General features: G+C 44.4%; 19 protein-coding genes. 8 read left to right on the top strand and 11 right to left on the bottom strand.

Annotation, left to right across the window (positions count from 1 at the left end):
- Positions 1-48 precede the first annotated feature (48 nt).
- Both torT and BS19_RS15545 read left to right on the top strand, forming a co-directional pair.
- On the top strand, positions 49-1014 hold the full coding sequence (gene torT, locus BS19_RS15550) for a TMAO reductase system periplasmic protein TorT (RefSeq protein WP_245609296.1): 966 nt from the start codon (positions 49-51) through the stop codon (positions 1012-1014).
- A 12-nt stretch (positions 1015-1026) separates the two neighbouring features.
- Entirely contained in the window at positions 1027-1482 is a 456-nt protein-coding gene (locus tag BS19_RS15545) for a methylglyoxal synthase (protein WP_038176514.1), read from the top strand.
- A 463-nt stretch (positions 1483-1945) separates the two neighbouring features.
- On the opposite strand, the gene BS19_RS15540 is transcribed toward BS19_RS15545, so the two are convergent.
- Positions 1946-2593, bottom strand: coding sequence for an HAD-IA family hydrolase (locus BS19_RS15540; RefSeq protein ID WP_038176512.1), 648 nt, complete (start codon positions 2591-2593; stop codon positions 1946-1948).
- 166 nt (positions 2594-2759) lie between these two features.
- Entirely contained in the window at positions 2760-3269 is a 510-nt protein-coding gene (locus BS19_RS15535) for a hypothetical protein (protein WP_038176510.1), read from the bottom strand.
- A 159-nt stretch (positions 3270-3428) separates the two neighbouring features.
- Here BS19_RS15535 and BS19_RS15530 point away from each other — a divergent pair, with 159 nt between their 5' ends.
- Together BS19_RS15530 and BS19_RS15525 are read left to right on the top strand one after the other, a co-directional pair.
- On the top strand, positions 3429-3899 hold the full coding sequence (locus BS19_RS15530) for a CreA family protein (protein ID WP_038176508.1): 471 nt from the start codon (positions 3429-3431) through the stop codon (positions 3897-3899).
- Positions 3900-4008: 109 nt separating this feature from the next.
- A complete protein-coding gene (locus tag BS19_RS15525) occupies positions 4009-5313 on the top strand; it encodes an inosine/guanosine kinase (RefSeq protein ID WP_038176507.1) in 1305 nt (434 codons plus the stop codon).
- Between the two features lie 28 nt (positions 5314-5341).
- Here BS19_RS15525 and BS19_RS15520 read toward each other — a convergent pair whose 3' ends face one another.
- A complete protein-coding gene (locus BS19_RS15520; RefSeq protein ID WP_038176505.1) occupies positions 5342-5944 on the bottom strand; it encodes a beta-phosphoglucomutase family hydrolase in 603 nt (200 codons plus the stop codon).
- A gap of 144 nt (positions 5945-6088) precedes the next feature.
- Here BS19_RS15520 and BS19_RS15515 point away from each other — a divergent pair, with 144 nt between their 5' ends.
- The gene (locus BS19_RS15515; protein WP_038176503.1) at positions 6089-7852 is read left to right on the top strand and encodes a methyl-accepting chemotaxis protein; all 1764 of its coding nucleotides are present in this window, start codon (positions 6089-6091) and stop codon (positions 7850-7852) included.
- Positions 7853-7903: 51 nt separating this feature from the next.
- Here BS19_RS15515 and BS19_RS15510 read toward each other — a convergent pair whose 3' ends face one another.
- From BS19_RS15510 to BS19_RS15500, 3 genes are all read right to left on the bottom strand, one after another.
- A complete protein-coding gene (locus BS19_RS15510; RefSeq protein WP_038176502.1) occupies positions 7904-11056 on the bottom strand; it encodes an efflux RND transporter permease subunit in 3153 nt (1050 codons plus the stop codon).
- 9 nt (positions 11057-11065) lie between these two features.
- A complete protein-coding gene (locus BS19_RS15505) occupies positions 11066-12181 on the bottom strand; it encodes an efflux RND transporter periplasmic adaptor subunit (RefSeq protein ID WP_038176501.1) in 1116 nt (371 codons plus the stop codon).
- A gap of 99 nt (positions 12182-12280) precedes the next feature.
- Positions 12281-12841 carry a GNAT family N-acetyltransferase gene (locus BS19_RS15500; RefSeq protein ID WP_038176499.1) on the bottom strand — a complete coding sequence of 187 codons (561 nt, stop codon included), beginning with the start codon at positions 12839-12841 and terminating at the stop codon, positions 12281-12283.
- Positions 12842-13107: 266 nt separating this feature from the next.
- Here BS19_RS15500 and BS19_RS15495 point away from each other — a divergent pair, with 266 nt between their 5' ends.
- Positions 13108-14235 (top strand): acyl-CoA desaturase, encoded by a 1128-nt coding sequence (locus BS19_RS15495; RefSeq protein WP_038176498.1) that lies wholly within the window; start codon positions 13108-13110, stop codon positions 14233-14235.
- Positions 14236-14313: 78 nt separating this feature from the next.
- On the opposite strand, the gene BS19_RS15490 is transcribed toward BS19_RS15495, so the two are convergent.
- From BS19_RS15490 to BS19_RS15480, 3 genes are all read right to left on the bottom strand, one after another.
- Positions 14314-14820, bottom strand: a complete 507-nt coding sequence (locus BS19_RS15490; protein WP_038176497.1) for a GNAT family N-acetyltransferase — start codon at positions 14818-14820, stop codon at positions 14314-14316.
- Between the two features lie 66 nt (positions 14821-14886).
- Positions 14887-16146 (bottom strand): DEAD/DEAH box helicase, encoded by a 1260-nt coding sequence (locus BS19_RS15485; RefSeq protein WP_038176496.1) that lies wholly within the window; start codon positions 16144-16146, stop codon positions 14887-14889.
- A gap of 35 nt (positions 16147-16181) precedes the next feature.
- Positions 16182-16757 carry an acyl carrier protein phosphodiesterase gene (locus BS19_RS15480; RefSeq protein ID WP_038176797.1) on the bottom strand — a complete coding sequence of 192 codons (576 nt, stop codon included), beginning with the start codon at positions 16755-16757 and terminating at the stop codon, positions 16182-16184.
- Between the two features lie 576 nt (positions 16758-17333).
- On the opposite strand from BS19_RS15480, the gene BS19_RS15475 reads away from it, so the two are divergent.
- On the top strand, positions 17334-18536 hold the full coding sequence (locus BS19_RS15475) for an aromatic amino acid transport family protein (protein WP_038176493.1): 1203 nt from the start codon (positions 17334-17336) through the stop codon (positions 18534-18536).
- A 151-nt stretch (positions 18537-18687) separates the two neighbouring features.
- Positions 18688-19824 (top strand): peptide-methionine (R)-S-oxide reductase MsrB, encoded by a 1137-nt coding sequence (gene msrB / locus BS19_RS15470; RefSeq protein WP_038176492.1) that lies wholly within the window; start codon positions 18688-18690, stop codon positions 19822-19824.
- A gap of 89 nt (positions 19825-19913) precedes the next feature.
- Here the strand turns inward: msrB and dbpA are convergent, their stop codons facing one another.
- Positions 19914-21290, bottom strand: a complete 1377-nt coding sequence (dbpA, locus tag BS19_RS15465) for an ATP-dependent RNA helicase DbpA (RefSeq protein ID WP_038176490.1) — start codon at positions 21288-21290, stop codon at positions 19914-19916.
- A 103-nt stretch (positions 21291-21393) separates the two neighbouring features.
- On the bottom strand, positions 21394-22047 hold the full coding sequence (gene folE / locus BS19_RS15460) for a GTP cyclohydrolase I FolE (RefSeq protein WP_038176488.1): 654 nt from the start codon (positions 22045-22047) through the stop codon (positions 21394-21396).
- Positions 22048-22114: the final 67 nt, after the last annotated feature.

Below are 22114 nucleotides of genomic sequence, written 5' to 3'. Positions count from 1 at the left end.
AATTACTGCATGCCTTTGATCTTCACAACTAAATTATACTCTCGACTAATGGCAACCTTACTGTTGACCTGTTTTGCCGTGTCAACAAATGCCGCCGAGCGTATCTGCGCCGTTTATCCACACCTGAAAGATTCCTATTGGTTGTCGGTTAATTACGGTATGGTTGATGAAGCGCGTAAGCAAGGTGTTGATTTGCGCGTGTTAGAAGCAGGTGGCTACCCCAATATTGATAAACAGAGAGAACAACTCGCACTGTGCACCCAATGGCAAGCCGACGCGATCATACTCGGCACAGTGGCACCGGATGTGTTTGCCACCACGCTGCGTCAAGAGGTCAACGATATTCCCGTATTCGCGACCGTGAATAAACTCATTACAGATAAATCCAATCGATCCATCGTCAAGGGCGAAGTTGGTGTCGATTGGTATTGGATGGGTTATTACGCCGGTGAGTATTTAAAAAGCCAACACCCATCTGGTAGCGGTATTACCTCTGTTGTCTTGTTGCCCGGACCACAATCTAGCGGTGGAACCAAGCCCGTGATACAAGGCTTTTATGCAGCGATTAAAGACAGTGATATTGTGGTAAGTGATACTTACTGGGCTGACAATGACAAGGAGTTACAACGTAACCTTGTTCAGCAAGCGATTGATGTTAACAATGTACGCTACATTGTCGGCAGTGCCGTCGCGATTGAAGCCGCTATCAGCGAACTAAGAAGCAGTGGTAACAGCGGGTCAATTGGTTTGGTCTCAACCTACTTAAGTCACGGGGTTTACCGAGGATTACTGCGTAGTCGGGTAGAATTTGCCCCAAGCGACAAAATGGTTGAGCAAGGTCGTTTGTCAATACGACAAGCGGTCCATTACCTACGCGACCTGCCATATGAAAAACAAGCAGCGCCGATTATTGAACCACTAACACCACTGCGACTTAATCCTGAGGTGATCTCCGAGTCTTTATCACCTTCAGAGTACCGACCTACCTTTTACGTCTATAACGAAAACAATTAGGAATAATTATAAATGGAAAAAACAACGCGCACTCTACCTGCACACAAACATATCGCCCTTGTTGCGCACGACAATTACAAACCTGAGCTACTGCGCTGGGTGACAGAAAATAAACATAAGCTTCAGGGGCACTTTCTTTACGCAACTGGCACAACTGGTCATATGCTGAGTAAAGAGACTGGGCTTGCAATCAAAAGCATGATTAGTGGTCCGATGGGCGGCGACCAACAAATTGGTGCGCTGATCTCTGAATGTAAAATAGATGCGCTTATTTTCTTTTGGGATCCACTCAATGCCGTTCCGCACGATCCTGATGTAAAAGCACTACTGCGCATCGCCAGTGTATGGAATATTCCTGTCGCGACCAATCGCGCGACCGCTAAATTCATCATTGAATCGGATTTAATGGAGCAAGAAGTGGTCATCGAGATCCCCGACTACACGGCGTATTTGGCCGAACGTACTTAAGTTCGATTTTTGTTGCCCGCGTGACTCGCGGGCAGATTGATTTAACAGTTAACATAAAAGTAACGTATATAAGCATTTTTTAATATATGAATTGCTTCCCATTCTTGAGTTAATTCTCGGTGAAACGCACTTTTTAGAATGCGATTAGACTAAGATAGAATGATTAAAAGCTAGGCATTGGATTCGCCTAAGCTAAAAATAATTAACGATTAGATTATTATTATCTTGCTGCTGAGAATTTGACTATGAATGGTAACCCTACCGAACAAACAACCTTGTGCTGCCCGCTATGTGGTAGCCAAGAATATTTACTATCGGAAAGCGATAATATGTTGTGTGCAGAATGCGGGTCATTCTTTGAAAGCGTAAGTAAAATCCCCCCTGCACCGACTGAATTAACGCATCGCACCAAGTCTATTAAGTTTATCAGTCTACAGTGCCACTAGGTGTGTAGATTGTTTTGCTAAAGCACTTGCTCTAACTGCCGCAAATTGTCGATGGTCTGCATCGCTTGGTCGTGGCCTTTATCGTTAAGACCGACTAATTGCACGGTTTTCACACCCGCTCGGATCCCTGCTTCAAGGCCCTTTGGGGTATCATCAATATAGATGCACTCCTCAAGCCTAAACCCCATAGTCATTGCACTGTATAGCACTAAATCTGGTTCAGGTTTCCAACTGTTGGTATCAAATGCCGAGAATATCCGGTCTTCAAAATAAGGCAATAATCCGGTGAGCTCTAAACTTCGTCTAATTTTTACTTTCGGCCCATTAGAGGCCACACAATATTCGATACCGTGGCGCTGCAAATAATCAAGCAGCTCGAACACACCATCCATCGGCTTAAGCTTCTGTTCAAATAGCGCATCTAAAATCTCTCGATATACCGGCTCAAGCTTATCTATAGAGACGTTTACTGCGAGACGTTGCTTGGTCGCGCTAAGAATATCAGCCAACTTGCCACCTTCGAAGTGTTTGATGGCTTCATCCATGCTTAGTGTGGCGTTGAATTTTTTAAATGTGGCGCACAAAGCAAGGCAACACAGTCTTTCACTGTCGACCAGTGTTCCATCACAATCGAAGATCACGCATTTAGCCCGAGGCTCAGTCATCCGTATTATCCTATCTATTGCCGTTAGCAAATAATAAGATACAAACAAGACAATGAAATGATGTGCTTAACAGTTTGTTGGATATCCACGGTTTCAAGCTCAGAAGTTTAGGCTAAATCACTGTTTGGCTGGGATCGATTTAGCACAACAGTCGCAGGAGAATGGATTAACGCCTCACCTCAAGCAAAACTTGGTTAGCCTGCTCGACAATATCTGACAACTTAGCGGTCAGCGCCGCAACAAATCCTTGCTCACTCGTTTCGCTGTGTGCGCTAACGATCAGATCAGAGATCAACAAGCTTTCATCAGCATAAGTGACGATCGCCGCCGCAACTGGCTCACCCTGTCTGAATCCAATATACAAATTACACGGCGGTGAATAGATTATTTGAGTAAGGAATTCAACTATCAGCTCTTGTTCACGCTCTTGCGACCAACGACTGGCTTGAAGCAACGCAAACATCACGGTTAAGCGATGAAAGTCGACTTGGAAAATATCGTCCTGATTAAACTCATTACTCAAAGGTTGATCGGATGACAAAGCGACAAATTCACGGTGAGAAAGGTCGTCTTTGTACAATGCCATTCCTGCGATACTTTCTTTGGTCGGAAATTCAACCTCCACTTGCTGATAAAGCCATTGGTTTTTGATTTCAGCGATCTTAGGTATCGACATGATAGGAATTAAGCCTGTTGAAAATTCAAGAAGTGTGTTGGAAGCTTACTCGATAACCACTTGAGGTCACAAGTCTTTTAGTCATCATAGGTCGATCAGTATCTAAAACCTGATATAGTGAGCACAAAACAAAGCTCATAATCATCTGGAGAAACCATCATGTTCAAAAAGGTATTGATAGCCACAACTCTCGTAACCGCGCTAATGGGGTGTTCAGGCGACGAAGTGGGAGACGTCAGCCTAGGTCTTTTCACGATGAAGGACATCAAGCTCAATCATATGCAAGACCCAATCGTCACTGGCGTAACTTGTCATGTGGCGTCAATTGAAGCCGATTTCAGTTTTGCAGACCCAAGTGATAGCTCAATATCTTGTCGTCAAACCGGCGAGATCACAGCAGAGATGATTGCAAAAATCGACAAGTCAAACGATGGTGAAGTGGTTTTCAAGAAGTCGAAAAGTATCTTTTTCAAGAGCATGAAAATTCGCCGTATTCTTGATGTTGAAAACCAGACCATTATGTATTTGTCTTACTCTACTAAAGAGACCTCTGGCAGCTTCAAACACAGCTTGTCGACGGTTCCACTTTGGGGCACTAAAGCATACGGTTCGTATCTAGGTGAAAAATAACATCTTAGTGATGTCGATACATGATCGGCATCTTTTGATGTAATAAATATGAAAGCACCATTTCATTTTTGTGATATCATCCGGGAAAATTTCTCACTCTATTCTAAACATGAAATTTCCCGGACAGCGCAAATCTAAGCATTACTTCCCTACTCACGCCCGTGATCCACTCGTCAATCAGATCAAGCAGACCCCAAAACTTTATCGACCTATTGTCGTGGGTGTAGGACAAACTATCGTTGATATCGAAGCACGTGTTGATGATGAATTTCTTAACAAATATGAACTGAGTAAAGGCCATTCGCTGGTTCTTGAAGAAAGTAAAGCCGATGCGTTATATGAAGAACTTGTTCAGCGCGAGCTAATCACTCACCAATACCCTGGCGACACGATTGGAAATACCTTGCACAACTACTCGGTTCTTGCTGATAGCAAGTCTGTGCTACTCGGCGTCATGTCTCGTAATATTGAAGTGGGTTCATTTGCTTACCGCTATTTATGTCGCACCTCTTCGCGCATGAACCTTAACCATTTGCAAATGGTTGAAGGGTCTATTGGCCGTTGCTACACCCTGATTTCTGAAAACGGAGAACGTACTTTCGCGATTAACGAAGGTCACATGAACCAACTGCATCCTGAGAGCATTCCTGAAGAAGTGTTTGATAAAGCCTCAGCCTTAGTGGTTTCTTCTTATCTAATGCGTGGTAAACCTGAAGATCCAATGCCGAAAGCGGTCGCACGTGCCATTGAGATTGCCAACGCGAAAAATGTACCTGTTGTTCTGACGTTAGGTACTAAATGGGTGATCGAAGGAAACGCCAAGTGGTGGCAAGATTACATCAAGGACAATATCTCGATTATTGCCATGAACGAAGAAGAAAGTGAAGCTCTCACCGGAGAGAAAGATCCTCTACTTGCTGCGGATAAAGCACTTGAATGGGTTGATCTGGTGCTTTGTACTGCAGGTGCGGTTGGCTTATACATGGCTGGTTACACCGAAGAGAGCGTCAAACGTGAAACCGAGCTGCCGCTGCTTCCAGGTAATATTCCTGAGTTTAATAAATATGAATTTAGTCGTGCAATGCGCAAAGCTGACTGTCAAACGCCAGTAAAAGTGTATTCGCACATTGGCCCGTATCTCGGTGGTCCCTTGGAAATTAAGAACACCAATGGCGCGGGCGATGCAGCGCTGTCTGCACTATTGCATGATATGGCGGCCAACAGCCATCATCAGGTTAATGTTCCAAACTCATCGAAACACGATCAGCCATATCTGACTTATTCGTCGTTGTCGCAAATTTGTAAGTACGCCAACCGCGTCAGCTATGAAGTATTAACCCAACACTCTCCTCGCCTCGCAAGAGCTCTACCAGAGCGAGAAGATAGCCTTGAAGAAGCCTATTGGGATCGCTAATGATACAGAGCCGCTTGCGCGGCTCTTATTATTTTTCTAGTGGGTAAAACACTAGCTCGTTAGCTTCAACCAAAAAGCAGTCCATTCCAGCCGCATGCGCTGCCTGTAAGCCAAGCTTAGTATCCTCAAATACCACACAATCCGCCGGTTTTACACCAATAAGCTCTGCCGCTGCTAAAAATGTGTCGGGATTAGGCTTATGATGTTCAACATCCGTGGCCGTTACAACCGCATCGAGTTTATCGATTAAGTTGCTCATAGTCAGTAACCTGATCGCACTATCGCGCTGGCTTCCCGTTCCGACCGCTAATTTCTTGTTACCATAAAAATGCTCAAAGACCTCCAACGTACAAGCGATTAACTCACCCGGTTGTTCGATAGCAGCAAACGCCGCCATTTTGAAACGTGACACTTGCTTAGGATCTAAGTTTAAGCCGAACTTCGCATTGACCTCTGCCGCGATTTTATAACTCGGCATCCCACCTAAACTATGTAACCACTGCTGAGAAAACGGAAAGTTAAAATGCTCGGCGGTCGAGCGCCATGCATGCAAATGCGCTGGCATGGTGTCAATCAAGGTGCCATCCATATCAAATATTAATGCGTGATACTTTTCTATGCGTTCCAAAATTTACTTCTCTTAGTCGAACTAGTTCGATATTTAACTTAAATTCATGGGCAGAATGAGTCGAGATAATTGATACATCTATAAATAACAACTACTATCTGGATTAATACCAATCAATGAATAATATTAACGAACTAAGGTAATCTTATGAATATCAAGAATAAACTGTATTCATTAGGTGTTGTAGCCATATTTGGTGTCATAACCATTGTTTTTGCAACCATGCAATTTGCCCAAACCACTTCTCAACTCCATCAAGCCAGCCTATTAGTAGCGGATCTAGAGATTCGGCTTTTGAATTTGCGACGAAACGAAAAAGACTTCTTATTGAGGAAAGACGTAAAATATTTGGACCGATTCAACAAAAACATACAGACTTTCTTCGATCTTGAAGAAAAACTCGCTGTTATTGTAAAAGAACAAGATCTCCCCTCTAGCCAACAGCTGCGCCGCGATATTACTGCCTACCAAGCTGGTTTTAATAAACTGGTGCAAGCTTATCAACAGCTGGGACTGGCTAGCAATGAAAAGCTTGTTGGCGCCTACAACAAAGCACTTGACTCGCTTCGCCCTTCTTTATCGAGCGATGAACTGGTTAATTTGTCCCAGTTTGATAACGCTGTATCGCAAGGAGTGCTCTCACCTGACTTGTTGCCCAACAATGCGACAGCTCTGATCGCCGCAGCCAGAAGTTATATCGCTCAGGCGAAAATGATCGGCCTTAAATATAACGAAGGATTACTTGGCGATACGCGTAACTTGTCACATGCCGTAGAAGAACAATTCAAGGCATTTTCCGAGGCGTTAGAAGCGCAAACCAACGAATCAAGTGCTCAAATAGCAACACTAAAAATAACGGTCACATCATTGGTGGTTTTAATAATTTTTGTGTTTATCTTCCAAATTTCGCGCACTATTAACCAACAGGTGGCGAATCTACTCCTCGCCATTCAAGAGATTGCTCGAACCAACAATGTGTCATTGCGTGCCAACTTAACCAAGAAAGACGAACTTTCAGTTATTGGCAATCATTTCAATATGTTATTAGATAAGTTTGAAGCGTTGATTTCTGGTTCACAAACAAAGTCTAAGCAGCTCACTCACAGTACGTCTAGTATGCATAACGAGCTACAACACGTAATTGAGCAATTCCATGTTCAAGCCGATCATACAGGCACGATGGCAACATCGGTTCAAGAAATGGTACTGACCATTAATGAAATTTCTGAAAGCACTTCAGTTGCCGTTGAAGGGGTACAACAAGCGTCTATTAATGCTAAAAATGGACGTAAAGTTGTAGATTCCACAGTAAACAACATTGACCAACTCTCCTCAATCTTAGGCAGTAGTCAAGAATCCATTGGTTCACTCAACAATCACGTCGATAAAATTGGCGATGCGGTAAATATTATCCAAGAGATTGCCGAGCAAACTAACCTATTGGCTCTTAACGCTGCGATTGAAGCAGCTCGTGCTGGTGAACAAGGCCGCGGATTTGCAGTGGTTGCCGATGAGGTACGCGCGCTTGCGAGCCGAACTCATCAATCAACCGAAGAGATTACTAAAGTTGTCTCCGCTATCCAGAATCAAATGGCTGAAGTCGTGACTAATATTGACCAATGTAATGAGCAAGGTGCCCAAACACTATCGGCTTCTCGTACCCTGGATAGTAGCCTCAGCCAAATCATCAATGATATGGAAACCATTCAAGCCAACTCGGAACGCATTGCTTCTGCCATTGAAGAGCAAGGAATTGTGATGAATCAGGTCAGTGACTCAATCACTGAGTTAAACACAATATCGGAAAGTAATATGACTTCTGCTCAGCAATGTTTAAGCGAAGTCGATCTGGTTTCGGCACAAGCCAATGAGATGGACAGTGCGGTTGCGGAGTTCAAAACGTCTAAATAAACAACGTTAAAAACAATCCCCTTCTCTTTCGACAAGGGGATTGTTTGTTAGTTACTCATCATCAAGGGGGATCAATTTAGTACTGCCACCATGAACTTTTTCACGCTGACGCTGAACCAGTGCGTAAAAGCCAGGAATCAATAAGGTTCCCGCCAGAAGGACACACAACAAACCGCCAATCAATGAAATGCCGAGTGAGTTTTGACTTATGTGACCTGCCCCAGCGGCGAAGATCAGTGGGAAGATACCTAAAATGAATGACCATGATGTCATGTTCACTGCTCTGAAGCGTAACTTACCCCCTTGAACTGCCGCTTCCTCAATACTGGCTTCTTTCTCTTCACGTTCTAATTTAGCAAACTCCACAATCAATATTGCGTTTTTCGCCGCCAAAGCAATCAACAAGACTAAACCTATCTGTGCATACAAGTTAAGCGGCGTCCCAGTTAAGTTCAGCGCAATAAATGAGCCTAATGTCGCGATTGGTACCACCAGAATAATCGCCAGAGGAATGGTCCAACTTTCGTACTGCGCTACCATAAACAGATAGATAAAGATCAGCGCTAACGCAAATGCGAAGATAGCTTGGCTACCTGCTAGTACCTCTTGGTATGCCATGCCGGTCCATTCATACTGATAACCTTGCGGCAACATTTCGGCCGCCACTCGTTCCATAGCAGCAATGGCATCACCACTTGAATAACCCGGAGCTGGCTGACCTTGAATGATCGCACTACGATACATGTTGTATCGCCACGCGACATCAGGTTCAAAGATTTGCTCATAACCAACCAAAGTGCTGAGCGGGATCATCTCGCCACTCGCAGAACGAACGTGGAAGCGTTCAAGATCTTCCATATTGCTGCGATGCTGACTGTCAGCCTGCATCGTCACACGGAAGTTTTTGCCAAACATCGTAAAGTCATTAACGTATAGAGAACCTAAGTTACCCTGTAGCGTTTGAAAAACACTCGACAATGGTACTCCTAGCTGCTGCGCCTTTTCTCGATCTATATCAACATAAAAATGCGGCACATTGGCACGGAAGGTACTGAAGGTATAGGCAATTTCTGGCTGCTTGTTCGCTTCTTCAATTACCTGCCCCATCAGCGTGGCAAGATCGGTGCGACTGCGCCCCAAAGAGTCTTCAAGGACAAATTCAAAACCTGAAGCCGAGCCCATTCCAGGTACAGCTGGCGGTCCCATGGCAAAAACAATCGCCTGTGGAAGCTCAGTTGCGGCTTTGCCATTGATTCGTTGCGCGATCGCATTAGCTGAGTGGTCACCTGAAAACTGATTTCGTGTTTCCCAGTCATGAAGCTTGATAAACAAAGACGCGCCATTTGACGCTGCCGCACCGGTCATGAAAGCAAAACCGTTTGCGACAGTCACTCCATCAATACCGGGTTCTTGTTCTACAATCCCAATTAATTGTTCGGTAACCGCTTCAGTACGTGATAGCGAAGCAGAATCCGGCAATTGAACATTGACCAGTAAGATGCCTTTATCTTCTTGAGGAACAAACGCCGTTGACGTGGTTTTCGCCAAAAAAGCAACCGCAGCTACTGCCACGATAAAGAAGGCAATCAGCAAAACTGCTTTCTTAATTAAGAATCCAGCAATGTGACCATAGCCTTTTGTGACACGCTCTAACCCTGCGTTAAAAGCGGTGAACCAACGCGCGGTGTTGCCGCCGCCCTGTTTGAGTACCAATGAACAAAGTGCTGGTGATAGGGTCAGTGCATTAATCGAAGAAATCACCACCGAAATACAAATAGTCAACGCAAATTGGCGATACATAATGCCGGTGATACCCGGTAACATTGCAACGGGTAAAAACACCGCCAGCAATACTAACGTTGAGGTCACTATCGGCCCGGTAACTTCCTTCATTGCAAGTAACGTTGCTTTGCGCGGACTCATCGATGGATCTTTGGCCATGGTGGTATCGACGTTCTCGATCACCAAGATTGCATCGTCAACCACAATACCAATCGCAAGAATCAATCCAAACAAGGTAACGGTATTGATGGTAAACCCCGTTATTTGCATGATGGCAAACGTACCGATCAGCGAAACCGGAATGGCCACCACTGGGATTAACGTGGCACGAACGTTACCAAGGAACAGGTAGGTCACCGCAATCACTAATAGGATCGCTTCTATCAGAGTTTTTACGACCCCTTTAATCGACTCAGCAACAAACACTGTCGTGTCATAGCTAGTTTCGTATGCCATACCTTGGGGAAAGTTAGTACTTAACCCGTCAAGTAAATCCATCACAGCCTGGCCACTTTCCAGTGCATTGGCATCTGATTGAAGAGAAAGTGCAACAATTGATGCGTCTTGGCCACGAAACTTGCCGCTGCCGCTGTAGAACTTCTTACCAAGTTCTACACGAGCAACATCTTTTAGATACACAGTAGAGCCATCACTGTTAGCACGCAATATCACACGTTCAAACTCATCAACGCTCTCAAGACGCCCTTTAGTAACAAGGTTAAACTGAACTTCTTGCGCACTACTGTAAGGTGCCGCGCCGACGTGTCCAGCGGCCACTTGCACATTTTGCTCTGCAAGTGCTGAGTAAACATCCGATGTGGTTAACTTAAGATTGGCCATTTTTTCAGGATCCAACCACACACGCATCGCATACTCACCGCCACCAATTACATTCACTTCACTGATGCCTTTAACACGCGCCAGCTGGTCTTTGACATTAAGGTTGATGTAATTGATCAAAAACTGATCGTCATACTTTCCTTGCGGAGAATAAAAATTGAGTACCATTAACAAGTCAGGTGAACGCTTCTTAACCGTAACCCCAACCATTCGTACTTCTTGTGGTAACTTTGATTCTATTTGTGAGACCCGATTTTGCACATTGACTTGTGCCATATCAGGGTCAGTACCAACATCAAACGTCACATTAAGGCTATAAGAACCATCGTTGGCGCTTTTCGAAGACATGTAGATCATGTTTTCGACGCCGTTGACTGACGTTTCTATAGGGTCAGCGATGGCCTGTTCAACGACTTCAGCGCTCGCCCCAGTATAATAGGCATTGACACTCACCGACGGTGGACTGATTTTGGGGTATTCTGCAACAGGCAAAATCGCTAATGAGATAGCACCTGCCAACATCAAAATAATCGAGATAACCAACGCAAACTTAGGGCGCTGGATAAAGAAACGACTTAACATGTCAGCCCCTTATTCAGCGTTAGCTGATTTTAAACGTACCGGAACCCCGTTACGTATACGTTGAAGCCCTTGAGTAATGACGGTATCTTCGACACTTAAGCCACTTCGTACAATTACACCCGATTCAATTTGACGACCCAGCTCAACATTTCGTCTCTCTGCGATATCACCATTGGCTACAATCATGACGAAATTGCCTTCTAGATCAGTTTGCACGGCGCGGCGCGGCACTACCACCACTTGCTCGGCATGTTTCTCGCGCAGTTCGACCTTAACGTGTTGTCCAGGCAGCAATCGATAGTCAGGGTTGGCAACAACGGCGCGCAAAGCAATGGTCGCGGTATTTAAGTCAATACGATTGCCCAAAAAATCGAGCTTACCTAAATGTTCAAAACGCTGTCCATTTTCGAGTACTACCTGAACCTCTACCGAATCTGCTTCACCCTCACTTTTGATGTTGTCCATGCCCAGTTCTAGTCGTTCACGCTCACTAATACTGAAACTAGTATGTACAGGGTCAAGACTGACCAAAGTAGTTAGCACACCCGATTGTGGCGAGACAAGATCGCCGGTGGACACTGTGCTTTGTGCAATACGTCCTGAAAATGGCGCGCGAATTTCTGTATAAGAAAGGTTTACCTCAGCAAGTCTCATCTGCGCTTTGGCAGACTCAACTTGGGCTTTCGCACCTAGCAATGCTGCATTTAAATGATCAAATTCTGATTGTGAAATACTGCCTTTCGGTAATAGATTTTTACCGCGAGCGAAATCTAGCTGGGCTTTTATCAACGTAGCTTCGGCCTGCGCGTTGGCCGCTTTTGCGCTAGCGAGCTGAGCCTCAAAGGAAGAAGGTTCGATGGTATAGAGTAATTGGTCTTTCTCGACCATTTGGCCTTCGTCAAAGTGACTACCTTTTAAATAACCTGTGACTTGGGCAGTAATATTTGTGTCTTCAACCGCTTCAACTCGACCGATATAAGATTTGCTTTGCTGATGAGAAATCGACTCAACTTGTTGAGCCACCACCAGTTGAGCTGGAGGAGTTTGTGAGTTTTGAGATGCTTCACCACATCCTACGAGAAATAACGCACTTACGAGTGCGCTGGAAAGTATGGTTTTTTTCATGAATAGACCGCTGGAAATTTATATTATGCTTGTTATCAAATTATCCAACAGTCTATCAAGTAATGTCCGAGAAATATCAGGAACGGCGTGTTATTTGTATCAAATCGTTACAACGTTTCGCTTTGTGTGTGGTTCAACACATTTCAATAGTTGGTTACCCGACTGCCATGCGTAAACAAGCTCAGGAACCTGATGACCGCAAGGCGCATTCCATAATCGTTCTAGATGACACTCGCCACCTAAGTGTTGATAAAAGTCCACGGCTTGCTTGTTCTCTTTCATGACTTCCAAATATACGCCGTTATTGGGAAAGTACTGATCTATCCATTTCGCCATTTCTGCTAATAGCTTAACGCCGACGCCTTTTCCTCGGTGTGCAGGATCAACATGTAAGGCATCGATCATTGTGCCTTTCTCGAAATCATGATTGCCGAAGGCACAGATAAAGCCGCAGAGTAGGCCCCCTTCTTCAATAAGCAGGACATGTTGATTGAACGGAGGATTAATAAGACGGGTTTGCCAAATAGTAGAACGCTCTTCTAATACGTCGTGTTTTAGAAACTCTGAGCCCAGAATCCCTTGATAAAACAATTTCCAGCTCTGCGCATGCAAAGTAGCAATGCGTTCATAATCGTTATATTCAGCTAACTTTAATTCCATTTATAGTACCTTATTACTTCCTGTAAGGGTTCTTACATCTCTTCATACTATAAAACATTTAACAAAAAGCCAAACATTCTAGAGTAATCCATCGATTAGCTCGAATTATTATGCATATCAGTGAACGCTTATTTGCATTCGATACGTTTCGTTACAAAACACAAAGCAACGAGTCGTGAGCTAGCTAACAAGGATTAGAATTTCGTTTGACTTACACATGTACGCTGATATTCTAGCGCACAACTGTTAGCTGAAAGGACTTCACCATGTCGGACTCGCCTAAACCACCTCTGATTTGGTTAAATATAATGATTTTTTTGTCGTCATTTTTGGTCGCAACACTGGTTGTGCCTTGGTATGGCCTCACGCATGGTTACTCGATTGAGCACCTTGCCTGGTTTGTGGTGACATTTTCATTTTGTAACCTATCCATTACTGCCGGTTACCACCGCTTGTGGTCACATAAAACCTATCAAGCTCATTGGTCACTCCGTTGGCTATTTGCTTTAGGGGGCGCTTTTGCCCTTCAAAATAGTGCGCTGCACTGGAGTTCTGACCATAGAATTCACCACAAACACGTCGATCATAATGATAAAGATCCTTATTCCGCCAAACGCGGCTTTTGGTTCTCTCATATTGGTTGGATGTTACGTGAATACAGCGCCAACACTTACTGTGACTACAGCAATTGTCGCGATCTACAAAAAGACAATATTGTCATGTGGCAGCACAAATATTATGTCCCACTTGCGATAGCGACCAACGTCGGCATCCCACTATTGCTTGGTGTACTGTATGGCGACATATGGGGAATGTTATTGATTGTTGGCGTGCTTCGTTTGGTTGTTAGCCATCACTCAACCTTCTTTATTAATTCACTGGCCCATATTTGGGGTAGCCAACCTTATACAGACAAAAATACTGCACGTGATAACGCTATATTAGCAGTATTTACCTTTGGTGAAGGCTATCATAACTACCACCATATTTTCGAAAATGACTATCGCAATGGCATTTATTGGTGGCAATACGATCCAACGAAGTGGTTGATTAAGTCGTGCTCATGGTTCGGGCTCGCGTCTAAATTGCGTGTCACTCCCAAGCTCAAGGTCGAAAAAGCGCGCGCTAAACAGTCACTCTTAACCGCATCAAAAAACATTCGTAAACTGCCAAATGCACGACTGCTTAACGAGACATTAAACCAAGAGTTTGAAGATCTTGTCACTAAAATGGTTGATTACTACGACGTTAAAAAACAAGTTTTGGAAGCAAAGAAAGACGTATTAGCAAAAAAATATGAATGCTCTTTACTTAAAATGCGTTATCAGCAAATGAAACAAGACCTTGTCGCTCAGCGACGGAGTTGGGAAATGTTAGTCGCCCAGTATTCCTAGATTTTACTCGAACCCAAACGGAAGCCTTCGCTTCCGTTTCACTGTTTATGTAACACCACGGGGAGCTTATCTTAATTTTTAGGGTATCAGACGTTTGTATTCTAGGCAGTCGATAGCTTGACCGTGTAACTTTGCAAAGTTCTTAACCAGTCTCACTTTGCTAAATCCATTGGCGCTCAATACGCTCTGGGAAGCAACATTGCGAATTTCGGCATACGCATACAGTTGTTTAATGTTCTGTTTCTTCAGCATGTCAATCACTTCGGAAACCGCCCATTTTGCGACACCTTGCTTGATCTCGCTTTTTCCGACCCGATAGCCCAAGTGAGCAATACGCTTGTTGCCATCAATATTGGTGATATTGATGCGACCGATAATCCTATTATTATCGCTTTTAATTAACAATGGGATCATTTCGTTGCATTTGAAATCAAGCAAGAATTCACGGATGTGTTGCTTGACGCCAACTAAAGAATAAAAGTGTTGCTCACGTGGTGGGATAAACTGTTCAAACCACTGTTTATTGGTTATCTCAAACTCTAACAGTGCTTGTGCATCGTTTAGATTGATTAACGTGAGTTTCACTGATCATTCCTTTATCGAGGTAAAAGCGGCTCATACTAGTCATCAATATAAGCCGATTTCTCTTCATTAGTTCTTTTTACCGCGACCGGCATGGATCTTCAATTTTGCTTTTATTTTACGTTTATCAGCATTACGCCCACGACGCCGCGGGCTTTTGTCTGGTTCGATGTCTTCAATCAAACTTGGTTCAAACCCTTGCAACCATTCTTGTGGCAATTTGGCATCAAGCAAGCGCTCGATCGCTTCAAGTAAATACTCTTCGTCACGACTCATTAATGATGCCGCGAAGCCTTGTTGGCCAGCACGACCTGTCCGCCCAATACGGTGAACATAATCTTCCGCTTTATAAGGCATATCAAAGTTGACCACTTGCTCCAATTGTTGAATATCCAAACCACGAGCAGCCACATCCGTCGCAATTAAAGCACGTATACGACCGGCTTTAAAATCATCCAGCGCCTTTTGTCTCGCTCCTTGGCTTTTATCGCCATTAATCGATGCCGCTTTTATTCCATCTAGTTTGAGTTCTTTCGCCAAGGCATCACTGCCCTGCTTCGTTTTGGTAAAAACCAACACTTGTTGCCAATTACGAGACCCAATCAGATACGCGAGCAATTCTGCTTTGCGTTTTTTGTCCACCGGGTAAACGATCTGCTCGACGGTATCTGCGGTACTATTCGAAGGCGTTACTTGCACTTCAACCGGCTCGTTGAGCATTTTGTAAGCGATAGCTTTGATGCGTTTATCAAAGGTTGCTGAAAAAAACATTGTCTGACGCTGGGGATTACACTGCTTAAGGATGCGTTGAATATCAGGCATAAAGCCCATGTCGAGCATTCGGTCTGCTTCATCCAACACCAGATACTGCGTCTTAGCCAAACGGATATTCTTGCAAAACAGATGATCGAGCAAGCGACCAGGCGTTGCGATTAATATATCGCAACCTTGATGTAAATTGCGGACTTGCACATTCATACTGGTCCCGCCATAAGCCGTGACGACTTTAACCTCAGTCTGTTGGGCATACAGACTGATATTGTCGAAGACTTGCTGCGCGAGTTCTCGGGTTGGTACCAACACCAAAGCTGTCACATCATTGCTTTGCGGATTGCGTTTACTTGGTGACTGAAGCAAATGTTGCAGAATCGGCAGTCCAAACGCGGCGGTTTTACCCGTACCAGTTTGCGCGCCAGCTAAGACGTCTTTACCTTCCAGCAGAGGCGGAACCGCCTGTTTTTGAACCTCTGTTGGTTGTTTAAAACCTAAAGATTCAATCGTTGATAATAATGGTGTGCATAGCCCTAACGCGGCGAATTCTGTCGACATGCGGTTTACCTATAATTGCAAGGCGGACGATTCTATCAGAATCTTCGACTGGCAGTTAGTACCTCGGGGTAGAAGCGGCTAAATACCGCACTTAACTGTTGATAGTTACGCTCTAAGTAAGGGAAGCACTCGTTCAAGCGTGTCATCCGCATAGAACGCTGAGACATACGTTGTAGAGCAAAATCAATATTGTCTAAAGTCTGATATGACTCAAGCCAGCGCCCTTGCCACATCGCTTGATTCGTTCGAACAAAACGGTCAGGTAACTCAACAATCGCTTCATCTTGAATTTGCCGCTCAGCTTGGGCGCAAAAATCGCTAAGCGGTTTAACATGAAACTGATTCCATTGAACGGCTAAGCAATGATCCCAAAACATATCCAGCGCGATTCCTGAATAGCGTCTGACTCCATTTGGAAATAACGCCCGTATTTGCTCGACTTGCGAGTGACTGTCAGTATAGGAATCAACAAATCGGTGCAGGCGCACGCCTTGAGATATCATTGCCGGATATTGAGTGTCGGGGTTACCTTTGACAAAGTCGCCCAGTAAATTGCCCAACAGGCTGGATTGGCAATGATCAGCAATGTGTAAATGAGCAAGAAAGTTCACATCAAAAAAACCAGCGAGATTATTTACCCTAATGAAAGCACAAAGCCAGCGCATCTGCACTGGCTCATTCTGGTTGCTACGCGAAATAGCGACTGCGATGACGTGTCGTTATTTAAAGATAACGTCAGCGAGCTCTTCGATTGACTGCTCATAATCTGACAGTTCCAAGCCAATTTCCATGGCATCTAGTAGCTCTAGGCACTCTTCGCTTTTTATTTGGTCACTCATTCTGACCTCCTTAGTAAAACAATAATGTTAGACCCTAATGTTGTCTGATACTTGAAATATGCGGGTCTACGCTCCCTTTTTAAACCACTTATATGACAGTTTTTTGAAAGGGCAAAGAAAATTCTGCTCGCGATTTGAGACAGGTCTCACGCAAACGTTTTCACACGCCAACACTTCAACCGGTGTAAACTTAAAAATACACTCACGGTAAATAATTTGTACATTTTGCTTGATGTCATCGTCAATGTTTTACACAATGGCTAATAAAGCAGACTTACTCACCATAATATGAGTAGCCAATAGCCAAAAAGTCTAAACTCAACCTCAAAGTGTAAAGAAATAATTACAATGAACAATTCAAAGGTATTCGGTAGTACTTTGATCATTGCAGGCACCACAATTGGTGCTGGCATGCTCGCCCTGCCTCTCGCGTCAGCGGGAATCGGATTTACAACCTCTCTTATCATTATGATCACTTTATGGGCTTTGATGGCTTATACCGCGCTTTTAATGATAGAAGTTCATCAACATGCTGATAATAGCGCGACACTGCACACATTAGCCAAGCAGTTCCTGGGTAAAAAAGGCAAATGGCTTGCGAGTTTCGCGATGATGTTCTTATTTTATGCGTTGTGTGCTGCTTACATTGCCGGTGGTGGCGCTCAATTCGCCGAACGCATTGCAAATTTTACTGGAGTCGAAATCTCTGGCACAAATGCGACTCTGCTGTTTACTTTGCTGGTCGCAGGTATCGTCATTATTGGTACAGCGACTGTCGATAAAGTCAATCGTGTATTGTTCACCATTAAAGTTTTGATGATGGCAGTGGTGCTGACTTTTCTCGCGCCAAATGTCACTGAATCTTACTTGATGAGTATGCCTATTGAACAAGGCCTTGTAATTGCCGCTATCCCTGTCATTTTTACCTCATTTGGTTTTCATGGCAGTATCCCGGCCATTGTCAATTACCTCGATGGCCACACGCCGTCTTTGCGTAAAGCCATTGTCATTGGTTCTGCCATTCCACTTATCATCTATGTCTTTTGGCAGTTAGTAACCTTGGGGGTGGTCAATCAAGCAACCTTGATCGAAAATCAAGGACTAAGCGCACTCATTTCCACCTTGGCAACGACGGTTCATCAATCAAACCTAGGGCAAACTATCGGTATCTTTGCCGACCTAGCCTTACTCACTTCGTTCCTTGGGGTTAGCTTGGGGCTGTTTGAATTTCTTGGAGACACGATGAAGCAACGCGGTGTCAGCAGTTCTCGTCTTGCGGTCGGCTTAGTTACATTTCTGCCTCCGATGGGCTTTGCGCTGTTTTACCCTCAAGGTTTTATCACCGCGTTAGGTTACGCCGCTATCGCTTTAGTGGTTCTCGCTATTTTCTTACCCATCATGATGGTGCGCAAAGCACGTGCTCAATCACAGCTGAGTCATTATCAGGTAGCAGGCGGTAACCTAGCTCTGGCCGTCACCAGTGGTGTCGGTGTATTAATTGTCGGCGCACAGCTACTCATCACCGCGGGCTTTCTCCCTGCTCTGGGCTGACAACGTAATTTGAATAGATAAAAAGCGCTTTCGAGCGCTTTTTTTTGATCTTTATTGATACAACCTCAATAAAATTCTAACAAGCGGTGTAATTTTTTTTCCACTTAACCGTTCTATTTAATCGATAACGAAAACAATCGATGAGGTTGATATGAAAGTAAAGTTTAAATCGGCGCTTTTCTCACTGGCACTTATTGCCACAACGGCGTCATTTTTTGGTATAGCAGACAATCATCTGTCGAAAAGCCATGCAGGAAAAGAGATTGAGATTGCCACCTTAGCCGGAGGATGTTTCTGGTGCACGGAATCCGATCTAGAGAAATTTGATGGTGTGATTGATGTGGTTTCTGGTTATTCAGGCGGAGACCTAGAAAACCCGACCTATAAGCAAGTCTCATCCGGTAAGTCAGGCCATATTGAAGTGGTTGAAGTTAAATACGATGGCAGTGTTGTCAGCTACGAACAAATTCTCGATCAGTTCTTTCGTCACATCGACCCAACCGATGACAAAGGCTCATTTGTCGATCGTGGCCCGCAATACCGCCCGGCCATTTTCTACCACAATGAGCAACAAAAGGACATCGCGCAGCAATTTATCGCCGAAATAGATCAACTGGGCGTATATAAAAAGCCACTTAAAACCGAACTGATTGAGTTTGAAAAGTTTTGGCCCGCAGAAGACTATCATCAAGATTATTACAAACGTAATAAGGTTCGCTATAACTACTACCGTTATGCCTCTGGTCGCGATCAGTATTTAGACAACATCTTCGGTGAAGATCGCCAAGACAACCCAGTGACTCTGCGCCAGATGATCGATGAACAAAAACAAGTTCGCGATATCAAACCATACAGCAAACCTTCTGATGAGGTGATTAAAGCAAACTTGTCTGAGTTGCAATACTATGTCACTCAGGAAGAAGGCACTGAGCGTGCGTTCAGTAACGAATACTGGGACAACAAACAAGCGGGCATCTACGTTGATATCGTGTCTGGTGAGCCTTTGTTTTCATCTACTGATAAGTACAAATCCGGCACTGGCTGGCCAAGTTTTACCAAGCCGATTAACTCAGGTTACATTGTCAACAAAACCGATAATCACCTGCTTTACCAAAGAACAGAGGTGAGAAGCCGTTTCGCCGACTCTCACCTAGGTCATGTGTTCAAAGATGGCCCTGCTCCAACCGGTTTACGCTACTGCATGAACTCAGCGGCGATGCGTTTTATACCCAAAGAACAGATGGCCGAGCAAGGCTACCAAGACTATCTCTACCTCTTTGACAGCTAATCCTGCCTTAGGTAGTTAAAAATCTTGAACAAATAAAAAAGCCAACTCACATAAGTTGGCTTTTTACTGGTTGAAAGTCAGCGTATTAATTATTTCATTACGCGCGCTTTAAAGCTACGACCTTTCATTTTTCCCGTTTGCAGTTGGTTAAGCGCAGGCTTGACGATGTCATGCTCAACGGCAACATAAGAAACCATTGAAAGGATATTGATTTTGCCTATCTTTTTGCCATCTAGCCCAGCTTGTTTGGTCAACGCACCCAAAATATCGCCGGCACGGACTTTTTGCTTCTTGCCACCCAAAATTTGGATCGTCTGCATTTTAGGATAGAAAGGACGTTCTAGTGGTTTTTCTGGTAGTTGAGACGGCGAAATCGCGATATCCATATACTCATCAATACGAGCAACTCGGTACGCTTCTTTTTCATTGTACAAGCTAAAGGCCATCCCCTTTGAACCTGCACGACCAGTACGACCAATTCGATGGACATGCACTTCTGGGTCGCGTGACAATTCAAAGTTAAACACCGCATCAAGGTTATCAACGTCTAGACCACGCGCGGCAACATCAGTCGCCACCAAAATCGAAATACTTTTGTTAGCAAACATCGTCAATGCTTGTTCACGCTCACGCTGTTCCATGTCGCCATGCAATTCAACTACGCTAAATCCGCGGTGAAGAAGCTCATCAGTGACATTCTGTACCTCTTTTTTGGTGTTACAAAAAACCACAGAAGATTCAGGTTTATGCGTTAACAACAGCGCTTCTAACGCATCATCTCGTGATTCTGTTGACTTAACCTCGAAGAAGCGTTGTTCAATCGTCGTGGTCTGATGGGTTGATTCAACCTTGATCATTTGCGGATCAACCATGACTTTCTGCGCTAGTGACTCAATATCGTCCGGGAACGTGGCACTGAACAATAAGGTCTGACGTTTACTCGGCGCAGCGGCAATAATGGTATCGATCGCGTCTTCAAAGCCCATATCAAGCATGCGGTCGGCTTCATCAAGCACCAATGTATTCAGTTCATCAAGATTGATGCGCCCTTTTGACATATGATCGAGAATTCGACCCGGCGTACCAACCAAAATATGCGCGCCGTGCTCAAGCGAACCGATTTGCGGCCCCATTGGCATACCACCACATAACGTCAAAACTTTAATATTGTGGATGGCGCGAGCTAAGGTTCGGATCTCTTTCGCCACTTGATCAGCCAGTTCACGTGTTGGGCAAAGTACTAGGGTTTGAACACGAAAGCGCTGAACGTTTAAGTTGCTCAATAGACCCAGAGAAAACGCAGCGGTTTTACCTGAACCCGTTTTACCTTGGCCAATCACATCTTTACCTTGCAGTACCATAGGTAAAGCTTGCTGTTGAATCGGAGTCATTTCTGTATAGCCTAAACTGTCGAGCGTTTCTAACATCTCAGGTCGTAGGCCAAGTGTTTTAAATGAGGTTGTCACTGTCGTATCCTTTAAGGACTCGCCAGAAAGCTTGTCCTGGCAGAAAAAGTAAAACCGCCTCAAAAATGAAGCGGTTTGAATTGGTTAAATCGCAGCAGTTTCCCTAGCGAATTCCGTGTAGGAACTCATGACGGGTCGCGGAATTTGATTTAAAAATACCACCTAAAGCAGTTGTCGTCGTTTCACTGGTTGCATCCATGACACCACGTGACTTGACACAATAATGGGTCGCATCAATCGTGACAGCAACATCGTCAGACTCAAGCAAGGTTTGTAGTGCGACCAAAATCTGCTGTGTCATGCGTTCTTGCACCTGAGGGCGCTGAGCGAAGAAACGAACAATACGATTGATCTTCGACAAACCGATGATCTTGCCACGCGGAATATAAGCCACTGCGGCGCGGCCATCGATAGTAACAAGGTGATGTTCACAAGTGCTGGTTACCGTGATGTCTTTTACACGAACCATTTCACTGACGTTCATCTTGTTTTCGATTACCGTGATTTTTGGAAAGTTGGCGTAGTCTAGCCCAGAGAAGATCTCATCAACGTACATTTTTGCTATACGTTGCGGTGTTTCTTCAAGGCTATCGTCCGTTAGGTCAAGCTCTAGTAAAGAGAGAATTTCACGCATATGATGCTGAATTTTTTCTTTTTTCTCTTCTCGGCTGAATTGATTAGCCGCCATTGGCGTCTCTAATCCACGGCTTTCTAGCGCATCTTTGACCAATATTGCGGATTCGCTAAGACCTGACATTCCACTTCCTCTTAATTACCCCTTTAGGATGGCTGACAAGGATACTCGGATTTTTGAATAATTACAC

Source organism: Vibrio pacinii DSM 19139 (genome assembly GCF_000711795.1).
Taxonomy (GTDB): Bacteria; Pseudomonadota; Gammaproteobacteria; order Enterobacterales; family Vibrionaceae; genus Vibrio; species Vibrio pacinii.
Note: the sequence above shows the minus strand (reverse complement) of the source record. Positions and strands in the feature narration are given on the sequence as shown.